At 70.9% G+C, this 12,711-nt stretch carries 12 protein-coding genes and 1 pseudogene; 5 read left to right on the top strand and 8 right to left on the bottom strand.

Annotated elements, in window-relative coordinates; genetic code table 11:
- The first annotated feature begins 108 nt into the window (after positions 1–108).
- Entirely contained in the window at positions 109–405 is a 297-nt protein-coding gene (locus WMF27_RS13695; protein ID WP_437768429.1) for a hypothetical protein, read from the top strand.
- A 171-nt stretch (positions 406–576) separates the two neighbouring features.
- Positions 577–1,173, top strand: coding sequence for a DUF981 family protein (locus tag WMF27_RS13690; RefSeq protein WP_437768430.1), 597 nt, complete (start codon positions 577–579; stop codon positions 1,171–1,173).
- Between the two features lie 71 nt (positions 1,174–1,244).
- Here the strand turns inward: WMF27_RS13690 and mgtA are convergent, their stop codons facing one another.
- The 3 genes from mgtA to WMF27_RS13675 form a co-directional block, all read right to left on the bottom strand.
- A complete protein-coding gene (gene mgtA / locus WMF27_RS13685) occupies positions 1,245–3,812 on the bottom strand; it encodes a magnesium-translocating P-type ATPase (protein WP_437768431.1) in 2,568 nt (855 codons plus the stop codon).
- Positions 3,813–3,858: 46 nt separating this feature from the next.
- A complete protein-coding gene (gene pdhA / locus WMF27_RS13680; protein ID WP_437768432.1) occupies positions 3,859–4,839 on the bottom strand; it encodes a pyruvate dehydrogenase (acetyl-transferring) E1 component subunit alpha in 981 nt (326 codons plus the stop codon).
- Positions 4,840–4,993: 154 nt separating this feature from the next.
- The gene (locus tag WMF27_RS13675) at positions 4,994–5,953 is read right to left on the bottom strand and encodes a ribose-phosphate diphosphokinase (protein WP_437768433.1); all 960 of its coding nucleotides are present in this window, start codon (positions 5,951–5,953) and stop codon (positions 4,994–4,996) included.
- Positions 5,954–6,252: 299 nt separating this feature from the next.
- Here WMF27_RS13675 and WMF27_RS13670 point away from each other — a divergent pair, with 299 nt between their 5' ends.
- Both WMF27_RS13670 and WMF27_RS13665 read left to right on the top strand, forming a co-directional pair.
- The gene (locus WMF27_RS13670) at positions 6,253–6,708 is read left to right on the top strand and encodes a CBS domain-containing protein (RefSeq protein WP_437768434.1); all 456 of its coding nucleotides are present in this window, start codon (positions 6,253–6,255) and stop codon (positions 6,706–6,708) included.
- 61 nt (positions 6,709–6,769) lie between these two features.
- Entirely contained in the window at positions 6,770–8,125 is a 1,356-nt protein-coding gene (locus WMF27_RS13665) for a phosphoribosyltransferase family protein (protein WP_437768435.1), read from the top strand.
- Positions 8,126–8,157: 32 nt separating this feature from the next.
- Here the strand turns inward: WMF27_RS13665 and WMF27_RS13660 are convergent, their stop codons facing one another.
- Entirely contained in the window at positions 8,158–9,318 is a 1,161-nt protein-coding gene (locus tag WMF27_RS13660) for a CapA family protein (protein WP_437768436.1), read from the bottom strand.
- The gene (locus WMF27_RS13655) at positions 9,315–10,268 is read right to left on the bottom strand and encodes a CNNM domain-containing protein (protein ID WP_437768437.1); all 954 of its coding nucleotides are present in this window, start codon (positions 10,266–10,268) and stop codon (positions 9,315–9,317) included. Before WMF27_RS13655 ends, WMF27_RS13660 begins: the two co-directional genes overlap by 4 nt.
- Between WMF27_RS13655 and WMF27_RS13650 the strand changes: the two genes are divergently transcribed.
- Complete coding sequence (locus WMF27_RS13650; protein ID WP_437944185.1) at positions 10,165–10,905, top strand: CBS domain-containing protein; 741 nt, start codon at positions 10,165–10,167, stop codon at positions 10,903–10,905. The two genes, WMF27_RS13655 and WMF27_RS13650, sit on opposite strands and share 104 nt — an antisense overlap.
- Before the next feature lie 224 nt (positions 10,906–11,129).
- Here the strand turns inward: WMF27_RS13650 and WMF27_RS13645 are convergent.
- The 3 genes and pseudogenes from WMF27_RS13645 to WMF27_RS13635 form a co-directional block, all read right to left on the bottom strand.
- Positions 11,130–11,255 (bottom strand): annotated as a pseudogene (locus tag WMF27_RS13645) (transcription termination/antitermination NusG family protein); the annotation flags it as partial.
- Positions 11,256–11,547: 292 nt separating this feature from the next.
- Positions 11,548–12,105, bottom strand: a complete 558-nt coding sequence (locus WMF27_RS13640) for an HPF/RaiA family ribosome-associated protein (RefSeq protein WP_437768438.1) — start codon at positions 12,103–12,105, stop codon at positions 11,548–11,550.
- Positions 12,106–12,261: 156 nt separating this feature from the next.
- Positions 12,262–12,699: a CBS domain-containing protein gene (locus WMF27_RS13635; RefSeq protein ID WP_437768439.1), complete on the bottom strand. Its 438-nt coding sequence runs from the start codon at positions 12,697–12,699 to the stop codon at positions 12,262–12,264.
- Positions 12,700–12,711: the final 12 nt, after the last annotated feature.

Below are 12,711 nucleotides of genomic sequence, written 5' to 3'. Positions count from 1 at the left end.
CCTCGACTTGCCCATGGGCGATCGAGTCACCGTCGAATCACCGTCGAATCACCGTCGAATCACCGTCGAATCACCGTCGAGTGCAAGGCGGCGGCCGCCTACAACAGGGTGTTCGAGGCGCAGGCCCTCACCCACCTGCGGCTATCCGATCTCAAGCTCGCGATTATCATCAACTTCGGCGAAGTGAGGGTGAGGCAGGGCATCCATCGCGCCGTCAATGGATTGCAAGAATGGCCTTCCTCTCTCTTGCATTTTTGCGCCTTTGCGCCTTGGCGCCTTGGCGTTAAATTCTCCGGTCTCCCGCCACGTCAGCTGATCCGGCTGGCAATAACCGCACTGGGACACCTCCCCTCGCGCCATGCCTGCTGGACCGGATGCAGCTCGCCGCCGCCAAGCCCTCGATGAAACATCTCGTCAGGTCGCGCGCGACGAGCGCGCTCGAGGAGCACCGATATGGAGAGTGGAGAAACGGAGCGGCGCTCGTTGACGTGACCGCGGGTCCGTCTCCACGCTTCTAGAAGGGCGCCTGCCGTCGCGCCAGAGCGGCGACGAAGGAATGGAAGGAGAGGATGAAGCATGCTGTACATCAATTATCTGACATTCCCCTTGGTGGCCGTCACCGGCGTCCTCCTCCTTGGCGCGTGGTACGTCTCGAGGGCTGAACGGCGCGAGGACCACCGGAGAGCGTTCGCCGCTGCGTTCGGGGCCGGAGGTCTGATCCTGGCCGTGACCGGGTTTCACCTTGCGCTCACATGGCCGATCCCGGGACAGTACAACATCGTCTTCGGCGAGCCTCTGGCCTACTTCGGCACGCTGCTCGTCATCGGCAGCATCGCGCTCTCGCGCGGCGTGGACCTCGGGCCGCTCTCCATCCTGGGCGCGCTCGGGGGGGTGACCAACCTCGTGTCGGCCGTGGCGATCTTCCGTTATCGCCTGACCGCGATACCGATGATCGCCGCAGTGATGTTCGGGGCGAGCGGCCTCGCGGCGATCCTCTTCCCGCTCCGGACCAGGAGCGCGCTCGTGCGGTCGTCCGTCGCCGTGCTCCTGCTGATCGCTGGCGCGCTCTTCGGGGTGACGGCTTATGGGGCCTACCTGCACCACCTCGCGCCGGGCTCCTTCGACCGATGGATCCCTGCCCAGGCGAGGAGGGCGCCGGCCGCGTCCGAGTGAGGCGGATCGGAATCTCGTGAAGTCGATAGGGTCGGGCGTCCGGGCACCGGCGGCCGAACGGCGGCCCCGCGTCACGCGAAGATGCGCCGCATGAGCGCGCGTTTGATCGCCTCGACGATGGCGAGGTAGGTCAGCGTCGCGCCCGCGAGGAACAGGAAGAAGCCGGGCGGCAGCGGCACGAAGCCGAGCAGCCCGGCGAAGGGGCTGTACGGCAGCGCGAGGGCCACGGCCACGACGCCGAGCGTGGTCGCCGCGAGCGCGCGGCTCGGAGAGCTCTTGAAGGAGCTGCCCATCGTGCGGATCACGAAGATCACCAGCGTCTGCGTGGCCAGCGACTCGACGAACCAGCCGGTGCGGAAGAGCGGGGCCGGCGCGCGGAACACGCGGAGCAACACGTAGAAGGTGAGGAAGTCGTACAGGGAGCTGATCGGCCCGATCACCATCATGAAGCGGCGGATCAAGGCGATGTCCCACCGCCGCGGCTTCCGGACGAAGCTCGCGTCGACGTTGTCCGTCGGGATCGTGATCTGCGCGAGATCGTAGAGGAAGTTGTTCAGGAGGATCTGCGCGGGCAGCATCGGCAAGAACGGGAGGAGCAGCGAGGCCCCGGCCATGCTGAACATGTTGCCGAAGTTCGAGCTCGTCCCCATGAGCAGGTACTTCATCACGTTGCCAAAGGCCTTCCGCCCCTCGAGGATGCCCGAGCGCAGCACGTCGAGCCTGCGGTCGAGCAGCACGATCTCCGCGGCGTCCCTGGCCACGTCGACGGCGCCGGCGACGGAGATCCCGACGTCGGCGGTGTGCAGCGACGGCGCGTCGTTGATGCCGTCGCCGACGTAGCCGACCACGTGGCCGCGGGCCTTGAGCGCGCGGAGGACGCGGTTCTTCTGCGCCGGCGAGACGCGCGCGAACACGCGGGTGCGCTCGGCGAGGTGGGAGAGCGCCGGGTCGTCGAGGCGATCGATCGCGCCGCCGAGGACGATCTCGCCGGGATCGAGGCCGACCTGCCGGCAGACGTGCCCGGCGACGAGCTCGCTGTCGCCCGTCAGGATCTTCACGTCGACCCCTTCCTCACGGAGGGCGCCCACGATCCCGGCGGCGTCGGGGAGCGGCGGATCGACGAACGCGAGCAGCCCCGCGAGCGTGAGATCGACCTCGTCGTCGCGCCCGTACGCCGGCCTGGCCGGCACGCCGCGGTAGGCGACCGCGAGCACCCGGTAGCCCTGCTGGCCGAGCGCATGGAACGCCGCCTCGCACCGCGCGCGGGCGCCGTCGTCGAGCGGCCGCACCTCGCCGCCGGCCTCGTACGAGGTCGCGATCGCGAGGACGCTCTCGGGCGCGCCCTTGGTCACGAGCAGCCGCTCGCCCTGGCGCTCGGCGACCACGCTCACGCGGCGCCGCTCGAAGTCGAACGGCAGCTCGTCGAGCTTGTGGAAGCCGTCGATGTCGGGGTGCTCGTGGCGCAGCACGGCCGCGTCGAGCGGGTCCACCGCGGATCTGCGGAGCACGGCCGCGTCGACGGGGTTGTCCACGCCGCTCTCGAAGTAGCTGTTCAGGTAGGCGAGGAGGAACGGCCTCTCCGACGGCTCGCCGAGCGGGTCCACGTGGGCCTCGAGCTCCATCTCGCCCGTGGTGAGCGTCCCCGTCTTGTCGCTGCAGAGCACGTCGATGCTGCCGAAGTTCTGGATCGCCGAGAGGTTGGTGACGATCACCTTCTCGCGCGCGAGCCGCACCGCGCCCTGCGCGAGCGTGACGGTGGTGATCATCGGGAGGAACTCGGGGGTGAGCCCCACGGCCAGGGCCACCGCGAAGAGGAGCGACTCGAGCGGATCGCGCCGGAGCGCGGCGGTGAACGCGATGACGAGGAGCACGAGGAAGAGCACGAGCCTGAGGATGAACGCCCCGAAACGCGCCATCCCCCGCTCGAACTCGGTCTGCGGAGGGCGGGTCGCGAGGGCGCGGGCGATGCCGCCGAACGCGGTGTCGGCGCCCGTCGCGAACACGACCGCGGTCGCAGTGCCGCTCACCACCGACGACCCGAGGAACACCGCCTGGGTCATCTCGTCCGGGCTCGTCGCGGTCGAGGGCCCAGGGTCGGGGCTCTTCTCGGCGGGCAGCGGCTCGCCGGTGAGCGCGGCCTGGTGCACGTGCAGATCCTTGGCCGTGAGCAGGCGCGCATCGGCGGGGACCAGATCGCCCGCGGCGAGCCGCAGGACGTCGCCCGGCACGAGCTCGCGCCGCGGGAGCTCGCGGAACACCCCGTCCCGCAGCGTCGTCGCGGTGGGCGCGACCTGGGCGCGGAGCCGCTCGGCCGCGCGGTGGGACCGCCGCGTCTGCACCGACTCGACCGCGACGCTCAGCGCCACGATGACCACGACGACCGCCGCGTTCGCCAGGTTGCCGAGGAGCGCCGACACCACGCTGGCGAGCAGGAGGATGCTCACGAGCGGGTTCGCGAAGCGGCGCAGCACCTGGACGACGGCCGCCTCTCGCCTCGTCGTGGCCGCGGGCTCGTTGGGGCCGAACCGCCCGAGCCGCTGCCGCGCCTCCTCGCTCGTCAGCCCGCCCGGTGAGGTCCCGAGCCGCTCGAGCAGCTCCGCGAGGGGTAGGCCCGAGAGCCGCTGCGCGTTCGCGTCCATGCGTTCACGAACTCCGCCTTCTCCTCGCCGCACTCCCCGGGCGCGATCACGGCACCTCCCGGGCGTAGACGAAGCGGGTCAGGTCCTCCACCGGCTCGAGCGGCGCCTCCTCCGCGGCCTTCACGGCCGCCTCGACCTCGGCCGCGACCTCGCCCAGGATCCGGGCGAGCGAGCCGTCGTCGAGCAGCCCCTCGGCGCGCAGCCGCGCGACGAACAGGTCGATGGGGTCGCGCTCCCGCCAGGCGGCCACCTCGCTTTTGTCCCGGTATCTCTCGGCATCGTACATCGAGTGCGCGCGGAAGCGGTACGTCAGCAGCTCGAGGAAGCGGGGGCCGGCCGCCTCCCTCACGGCCGCGGCCGCGCGCCGCGTGGCCTGCTCCACCGCGAGCACATCCATGCCGTCGACCTGCTCGGCCGGCACGTGGTGGGCCGCGGGGGCGTCGATGAGCCGCGGGTTCGCGGCGTGGCGCGCGAGCGCCGTCCCCATGGCGTACTGGTTGTTCTCGCAGAGGAAGAGCACCGGCAGGCTCCAGAGCGCGGCGAGGTTCAGCGACTCGTGGAACTCCCCCTCGTCGGTCGCGCCGTCGCCGAAGAACACCGCCGTGACCCGCCGCCGGCCGGCGAGCTTGTCGGCGAGCGCGAGCCCCACCGCGATGGGCAGGCCGCCGGCCACGATGGCGTAGCCGCCGTAGAAGCGCCGCTCCGCGCAGAACATGTGCATCGACCCGCCGCGCCCGAGGGCGCAGCCCGTCGCCTTCCCGTACATCTCGGCCATCGCCGCGGCGGGCGAGACCCCGCGCTGCAGCGCATGGCCGTGCTCGCGGTAGGCGGCGACCACGGCGTCGTCGTCCTCGAGCGCCCGCATCGCCCCGACCACGACCGCCTCTTCACCGATGACCAGGTGGAGGAAGCCCCGGATCTTCTGGAGCGTGTACAGCTCGGCGCACCGCTCCTCGAAGCGGCGGATGAGCAGCATCGCCCGCAGCACGGCGTGCGCCTCGGCCGGAGGGATCCCGAGCGAGCTCATGAGGGCTCCTTCGAACGACGCAGCCTCCTGCTCGGCACAGGCGCCTCCATCCAACACACCTCCGCGACAGGGCTCGGCTCGGGCAACGATCGTACCGGCGCGGGCGCTTCCCGTCGTCGGCGCCGCTCATGGGTCCTCCTGCTCGGGCGCCGGCTCAGCGCGGAGGGCCTGCGGCCTCGCCGCGCGCCAGCAGCGCCTCCAGCGACCGGCCGTCATGGAGGAGCCGGATCGCCTCGGCCAGGAGCCCATCCAAGTGGACGAGCTCGACGGGGATCGCCGCGCCCGTGGCGGCAGCGACGCTGTCGGTCACGAGGAAACGGCGCACCGGGAGCGCGGAGAGCCGGGCCATCGCCGGGCCGACGAAGAGGGCGTGCGTCGCGAGAACGGTGATGTCCGGCGCGCAGCCCGCCGCGAGCAAGGCGTTCACGGCGGCCTCGATCGTCCCGCCGGTGCTGATCATGTCGTCGACGAGGAGGGGCGACCGTCCCCGGACCTCGCCCGTGATGGCGTGGACGCTGACGTCCTCGCCGCTGAGGCGGGTCTTGTGCACGACGGCGACAGGCAAGCGGAGGAGCCGGGCATGGCGATCCGCGAGCTTCGCGGCGCCCAGGTCCGGCGCCACGATGACGCTGCGCTCGGAGATCCAGGGTCTCGCCGCGTCCGAGAGCAGCGGCACCGCGCTCAGGTGCTCGAGCGGGATGGAGAAGAACCCCTCGAGCGCGGCATTGTGGAGATCGACGGCCACCACGCGCGAGAGGCCCGCTGTCGTGAAGAGATCGGCGACGAGCCGGGCCCCTACCGGCTCCCTTCCCGAGGCGCGGCGGTCGTGGCGGGCATAGCCGAAATACGGCATGACGGCTGTCAGGCGCGAGGCCCCTGCGCGGCGACATGCATCCGCGAGGAACAGGAGCTCGGCGATGTGCTCGTCGACCGGTGGGCTCGTCGGCTGGAGGAGAACCACGTCCCGCCCTCGCACGCTCTCCCGGATCTGCACGTGAAGCTCGCTGTCCGCGAAGCGGCGCACCAGGGCGTCGCCCAGGCCGACGCCCAGGCGCTCCGCCACGGCCTGTGCGAGAGGGAGGTTCGCGTTGCCCGCGAAGAGGCAGATCTCCATGGCTGCTCCGCTGCGCCGCCTGCCGTGTCGTGGGGGCTCATGGCGCCGCTCATTCGAGCTGTGACCGCTCTCCAGATGCAACCCCAGGGCCTGATGTCTCCGGTGACGTCCGCTCGCCTCCGCCGTCATCACGCCTCTGCGCCTGCTCTGCCTGCTCTGCCTGCTCTGCCTGCTCTGTTTGCTCTGTTGGCTCGCCACGTGCCACACGTGCCATAGGAGCGCACCGCCTCCATGACCCCTGGGTATGGGCTTCCCGGAGCCGACTCCGGCTCCATGGAGCGTTCGCTGGGAGGAATGCCGTGACCACTGCGGGAGAGCTCTGCAATCGGCGCGTCGTCACCATCGGCAAGACCGAGACCGTGATCGAGGCCGCCCGCCGCATGCGGGCGCATCACGTCGGCAGCCTGGTCATCGTCGACGAGCCCGCCGGGAGGACCGTGCCTGCCGGCATCATCACCGATCGCGACATCGTGGTCGGCGTGGTGGCGAACGCGAGTCCCTACCTGGAGTCTCTCCAGGTGGCGGATGTCGCGACCGAGCCGCTGGTCACAGCGCGAGAGCAGGAGGACCTCCTGGACGTCCTCGGCAGGATGCGCGCCGAGAGCATCCGCCGCGTGCCGGTGGTGAACGACGAGGGGGTGCTCCAGGGAATCATCGCCTTCGACGATCTCCTCGAGTTCCTGTCGGACGAGCTCTCCGAGCTGAGCGCGCTGGTGACGAGGCAGCAGCGGCGGGAAGCGCAGAGGAGGCTCTGAGGGCCGGGTATGTCACAGGGGCGAGAGGTCACGGTCAGCACGCGACCGGAGGAGGGGCTTCATGCTGTTTCGAGATCGCGTTGATGCAGGGCGCCGCCTGGCCTTCGCGCTGGGTCGCTACCGCGACGACGCGCCCGTCGTGCTCGGGCTCCCGCGCGGCGGCGTCCCGGTCGCCTACGAGGTCGCCCGGGCGCTCAAGGCGCCGCTCGACGTCTGGGTGGTGCGCAAGCTCGGCGCTCCGGGGTACGAAGAGCTGGGTATGGGCGCCATCTCGGAGGGGGGAGAGGTGTACCTCAATGAGGAGGTGCTCGCGGAGCTCGGCGTCCCCCAGGAGGAGGTCGCGGAGATCGTGGACCGCAAGGCCGCCGAGGTCGAATCGCGCGTGCGGCGCTTTCGGAGCGGCCGGCCGCCGGTCGACATCGAGGGCCGCACCGTCATCGTCGTCGACGACGGCATCGCGACCGGCGGGACCGTGCGCGCCGCGCTCCGGGCCATCCGGCGGCGCAGGCCGAGCCGCCTCGTCCTCGCGGTCCCGGTCGCGTCGGCGACGACGCTCGAATCGCTGCGCCCCGAGGTCGATGAGGTGGTCTGCCTCGACGCGGATCCGCACATGTTCGCGATAGGCGCCTATTACCAGGACTTCCGCCAGACCACGGACGAGGACGTCGTGGAGCTGCTCGAGCGGGCGCGCACCGGCGGCGCGGGCGCGGAAGGCGAGGAGGGGCCCGCGGGCCCGCCCGAGCCGGCAGAAGAGCTCGCCGTCGAGCTCGCGCTCGACGACGGCGCGCGCCTTCAGGGCAGCCTGACGATCCCCGCCGGGGCGACAGGCATCGTCCTGTTCGCCCACGGGAGCGGCAGCAGCCGGCATAGCCCGCGCAACCGGTACGTCGCCGAGGTGCTCCAGAGCGCCGGGCTGGCCACGTTGCTCTTCGACCTCCTCACCGGCGAGGAAGAGGCGGTGGATGAGCGGACTGGCCACCTCCGGTTCGACGTCGAGCTCCTCGCGGGGCGGGTCATGAGCGCGGCCCTGGCCACGCGCGAGCAACCCGAGACGAGCGCGCTCCGGATCGGCTACTTCGGCGCGAGCACCGGCGCCGCGGCCGCGCTGATCGCCGCGGCGAGGCGTCCGGATCTCGCGGACGCCGTGGTGTCGCGGGGCGGGCGCCCCGATCTCGCCGGCGCGTACCTCGAGCAGGTCCGCGCGCCCACGCTGCTCATCGTCGGGAGCGCGGACACCGAGGTGCTCGCGTTGAACCGGCAGGCGCTCGATCTCCTGCGCGGACCGCGACAGCTCGCGATCGTGGAGGGAGCGACGCACCTGTTCGAGGAGCCAGGGACGCTGGAAGAGGTCGCGCGCGCGGCCAGCGCGTGGTTTGTCCGCTACCTGGCGCCCCAGGCGCTCGAGGCGACCGCGTAGCCGCACGAGGGCAGCGGCGCGATGCTCGCGGATCAGCTCCAGCGCAGCAGCAGGCTGCCTTCCTCCCCGAGCTCGACGCGCGTCCCGAACCGCGCGCCCTCTCGGCTCAGCACGTCCCTCAGCCAGAGCGCGTCCTCTTGCGCGGCGCGGTGGAGGCGAAACTTGCTCATCCGCAGCGGTACCAGCTCCAGACCGACGAGCTCGCCGGTCCCCGCGCGCAGCGTGGCAAAGTACATCGTGGCCAGATCGCCTCGATAGGCCTCGTGTCCGCTGATGCCCTCATAGTCGTTCACGAAGTCGCCGCAGCCGTAGAGGATCAGCCGCCCCGCGTGGACCTCGATCGCCTTCGGATGATGCGAGGAGTGCCCGTGAACCACGTCGACGCCGGCGACGTCGACGAGGGCGTGGGCGAGCGCGATCTGCTCCTCCGGGACCTCGTACCCCCAGTTGGGGCCCCAGTGGATCGAGGCCACGACGATGTCGCCCTCCCGCCTGGCCGCCCGCACCGCGTCCAGCACGCGACCGACCTCCGCGGGAGACGACTCATCGACCAGGTGAATGCCCGGGCGGTCCACCGAGGCGCCCCAGCGCCGCGGGACGCCGCTGGTCTCCGAGCCCAGCGAGAAGACGAGGACCCTCCCCTCGCCCTCGACCTCGATGAGCGCCGGCGCCGCCGCCTCATCGAGGTCGCGGCCCGCGCCGGCCGTCGTCACGTTCACCGACCGGAGCGCGGCGATCGTGTCGATCAGCCCGGCAACTCCCCAGTCGAGGACGTGGTTGTTGGCCAGCGCGCAGCAGCCGATCTGCGCCGCGGCGAGGCACGAGACGTTCCCTGGGTGCATCCGGTAATTGATACCCTTGAGACACGGCTCATCGCTGGTCGTGATCGCCGTCTCGAGGTTGACCAGCCGGACGGCGGGCGCCCGCCGGCTCCACGCTTCGAGCGCGGCCCCCCAGACGTACGAGAAATCGACGGGACGGGGAATGGGGCCGCTCGCGCGCTCGGCGAGCTCGACGTACCCCCTCGCGTCCTCCACGGCCAGCTCGTACAGCACCGGAGCACTGGGGCACGGCAGGATCTGATCGATCCCCCGGCCGGTCATCACGTCACCGCAGAGAGAGAGGGTGACAGCATCTGCAGTATCTGCAGTCGACGTGCCCTGGGTCCGCTCCCTCGCCGCGTCTTGCATCATGGGTCGCCGCTCCATCGAGCTGCACGAGCTGCAAGGAAGAGACCAGGTGCGGCGCGCGGCCTTGGCCTCCGGACCGCGTGAGCGCGCTCGGCGACGTCACAGACGGCGAGGCTCCTCACCCTCCCGGGCGGAGTCGGTCGTCCTTCGCTCCTCCTCAGCTGGTCCACCGACGTGCGCGCGTTCACGCGATAGGCCTTCTCGCCGACGGGCTTCACGTTCGGCTCCTCGCGGTCGTACTCGTCGGCGATCTCGCCGACGATCTCCTCGAGCACATCCTCCAACGTCACGAGCCCGCCCAGCGTCCCGTGCTCGTCCACGACGAGCGCCATGTGGAACTTGTCGCGCTGCATCTCCTTGAGCAGCTCGGCGACCTTCTTCGACTCGGGGACGAGGCGGGGCGTCTGGGCGATCCCGGAGAGCGGTCGCTCGACGTGGCCGGCGTGAAACTCGCGCACCACGTCCTTCGCATACAGGACACCGACGAGTTCATCGAGCCCAGCATCGTAGATCGGGATGCGCGAGTAGCCGACCGGCCCGAGCATGGCGCCCAGGGCGAGGACCATCGGCGCGAGGCGGAGCGCGATCCGGTCCGTGTGCTGCACGGCGAAGGTCTTGGGCATCGCCTCGGCGAGCACGAACAAGAGCACCGTCATGATCAGCGTGGCGACCAGGTCGCCGTAGCCGCCGAGGACCCGCAGCGCCACGGAGCCGGCGATGGTGGTGCCCGCGAGCTGGAAGAGCAGGGTGAGCAGGAGGACGACGTTCAGGTGAGGCGCTGGGTCGTCGACCAGCCGCACCAGCGACGCCGCCCCGTGCCGGTCCTCCTCGCGCAGCCGGTAGGCGCGGATGCGGCTCATGCGCGTGATCACGACCTCGGCGGCCGCCATCAGCGCCGCCAGAAGGATCAGGACCGCCACCGCCCCGAGGCCCACCCAGTCCGCGCTTGTCATCGCCAGCTTGCTCCGGATCGCGAGCGCCGCGCCGCCGCCGACGTTTCTTGGCGGCGGCGCGGCGTATCCGCAACTCGAGCGAGACGCAGCATGCGGGCGCGTCCTCCGGGAGCGACCAGCGGGGCCCGACGCAAAGGCAACGTCCGGACGGGGGCGGGGCGGCTCATCGACGGATCGACCGGTCCGCGAGTTGCACCGAGCGTGGAGCGAGATGGCATTGCCCAGGATCCGCGCCGCCAAGCTCATGACCGAGACCCCCCGGACCGTGCGGGTCGACGACCCCATCGGCGAGGCGGTGGACGTGCTCCAGACGACGGACTTCCGCCACTTGCCGGTCGTCGACGAGCTGGGTGAGCTGGTCGGGATGCTCAGCGATCGCGACCTGCGCGCGCTATGGGTGCCCTACGCGGAGGACACCGCGGCGGTGGACGCAGCGCTGCAGAAGGCCCGCGTGCCGGTGTCCGTGATGATGAGCAGCAATGTCGTGAGCGCCGGTCCGGACGCGGACGTGACCGAGCTGATGGAGCTCATGGTCGACAACAAGATCGGCGCGGTCCCGGTCGTCGACGGAGAAGGTACGTTGCTCGGCATCGTCAGCTATGTGGACGTCTTTCGCGGGATCCTCGGGGAGGCGTGACCCGTCTCCCATTGCTGCGGCGGCCGCCTCGAAGCGCCGCTGCGGCCGAATTCGAAGTTCCCAGATCGATGCCAATGATCGCCATGGTCGACCTCCGCGGGCGGCCCGCTCCTCGTCCACCCGCCGGCCAGCCGCCGAGCCTTCGCCGCTCCGACGCCCGGCGTCTGCGCCCTCACATGCCGGACCCCCGCCCTGTAGCTTCGCGAGGCCGGCTCCCTGACCACCTCGCTGGGGATCAGGATCTCGCCGAGCGCGCTCTCGAGGCCATGCTGCCTGAAGCGCTGCTGGAGCGCATCGCGCACCTTCGTCTCGAAGCCCGAATACGTCTGGATCACATACCAATTCTTCATAGTGCGCGTACCTCTTGGGGCATGACGGAGCCCCTGTCGCGCGCAGGCGGTCCTCGCTCCGGACCGCGACGGCGGCGCCCACGCCGGGCGCCTTGGCGGCTATCCTCTCGGTGGCGCGCTCGACCGCGTCTCGCCTGCGCTCGCTCGAGCCGCTCCCGCGGCGAGCGATCGTCTCCGGAGATGATAACCATCGCCGTCGACCTCGCCAGTCGGCGATTCCATCGTACCGGCAGCCGTTCGAGGCGCGGCTGCCGGCCGTGAATCGACGACGGACCCGAGCCGCAGGACGTCGTCAGCCTTTGCCGGCGATGAAGACCACGCTCGCCTGCGGCCCCTGCTCGCCCTCCTCCTCCACGAACCGCACCTGGGTGCCGACCGAGAGCCGGTTGAACCCGTGGCCGTGGACGCAATGGCCGTGGAAGTACACCTCGCGGCCGTCGGGCGTCTCGATGAAGCCGTACCCCCGCTCCGGGAAGAGCTTCGAGACCCGGCCGTGCGGCCGCTCCTCGTGGGCCTTCACGTCTCCCCGCTGCCGTCGCGCGTATTCCTCGAGCTCCCGGCGCACCTGGTCGAACGCTTCCCGGATCGCGATGTAAACGTCCTCGTGGAAGCGCTGCGGCTGCGGCTCGTACTGGCCGACGAGCTCGCCGCCAGGCACGGTCAGATCGACGCGCACGTGGTACACGGTGCCCGCCGTCCTCTCTCGGCGGTGCGACGCCTCGACGATCACGCGGCAGGACGTGATGCGCGGGTAGAACCTGTCGAGCTTCTCGATGCGCTCGAGCACCGCCGCCTCGATGGCGTCCGAGCGCTCCAGGTTACGAAACGTCACTTCAGGCGGGATGATCATGAGTCGCCCCCCTCGTCCAAGCCGCCGCCCCGGCGTCCGCTCGGTCCGGGAGGCGCTCCCGACCGTGCTTCCACCATCGGCGCTCCGGTCCACACCAGCAACCCACGTGCGCCGGCCCTCGGTGCGGCCTCCGGGGCCGCGGGGCATCGGCTGTGATCATGAGCGCTGCTGGCTCGCCATCACTTCTTTTCGCACCGCCTCCCCGAGATCGTGGAGCTCCCGACCGAAGAGGTCGATCAGATCGTCGGCCGAGAGCAGCCCGATGAGCTCCCCATCCGGCGAGACCACGGGCATCCTGCGCACCCCGAGCTCTCGCATCCGCGCGGTCGTCGCCTCGAGGCGGTCGAGCGGACCTGCGGTGATCGCCGGCTGGCTCATCACGTCCGCAACCGTGGTGCGCTCGGGGTCGCGCTCCGCCGCCATCACGCGCAGCACGAGGTCCCGATCGGTGACGACCCCGACGGGCCGCGTCCCGTCCGCGACGACGACGAGCGCGCCCACGCCCTGATCAACGAGCAGCTCCGCGGCCACCCCGACGGACGCCTCCGGCCGCACCGTCACCACATCTCTCCGGCAGAATTCGATCAGCGACATCAGCGCCCTCCC

It is taken from the genome of Sorangium sp. So ce281, assembly GCF_051527395.1.
Lineage (GTDB): Bacteria > Myxococcota_A > Polyangia > Polyangiales > Polyangiaceae > Sorangium > Sorangium cellulosum_B.
The sequence above is the reverse complement of the archived record's forward strand: the minus strand, read 5'-3'. Positions and strand labels throughout refer to the sequence as shown.

What these genes read in the sequence shown, in the direction of transcription:
- WMF27_RS13640 (WP_437768438.1), bottom strand. Translation starts at nt 12,105, where the DNA reads ATGATCATCCCGCCTGAAGTGACGTTTCGTAACCTGGAGCGCTCGGAC.
- pdhA (WP_437768432.1), bottom strand. Translation starts at nt 4,839, where the DNA reads ATGAGCTCGCTCGGGATCCCTCCGGCCGAGGCGCACGCCGTGCTGCGG.
- WMF27_RS13655 (WP_437768437.1), bottom strand. Translation starts at nt 10,268, where the DNA reads ATGACAAGCGCGGACTGGGTGGGCCTCGGGGCGGTGGCGGTCCTGATC.
- WMF27_RS13635 (WP_437768439.1), bottom strand. Translation starts at nt 12,699, where the DNA reads ATGTCGCTGATCGAATTCTGCCGGAGAGATGTGGTGACGGTGCGGCCG.
- WMF27_RS13665 (WP_437768435.1), top strand. Translation starts at nt 6,770, where the DNA reads ATGCTGTTTCGAGATCGCGTTGATGCAGGGCGCCGCCTGGCCTTCGCG.
- WMF27_RS13690 (WP_437768430.1), top strand. Translation starts at nt 577, where the DNA reads ATGCTGTACATCAATTATCTGACATTCCCCTTGGTGGCCGTCACCGGC.
- mgtA (WP_437768431.1), bottom strand. Translation starts at nt 3,812, where the DNA reads ATGGACGCGAACGCGCAGCGGCTCTCGGGCCTACCCCTCGCGGAGCTG.
- WMF27_RS13675 (WP_437768433.1), bottom strand. Translation starts at nt 5,953, where the DNA reads ATGGAGATCTGCCTCTTCGCGGGCAACGCGAACCTCCCTCTCGCACAG.
- WMF27_RS13650 (WP_437944185.1), top strand. Translation starts at nt 10,165, where the DNA reads ATGCGGCTCATGCGCGTGATCACGACCTCGGCGGCCGCCATCAGCGCC.
- WMF27_RS13660 (WP_437768436.1), bottom strand. Translation starts at nt 9,318, where the DNA reads ATGATGCAAGACGCGGCGAGGGAGCGGACCCAGGGCACGTCGACTGCA.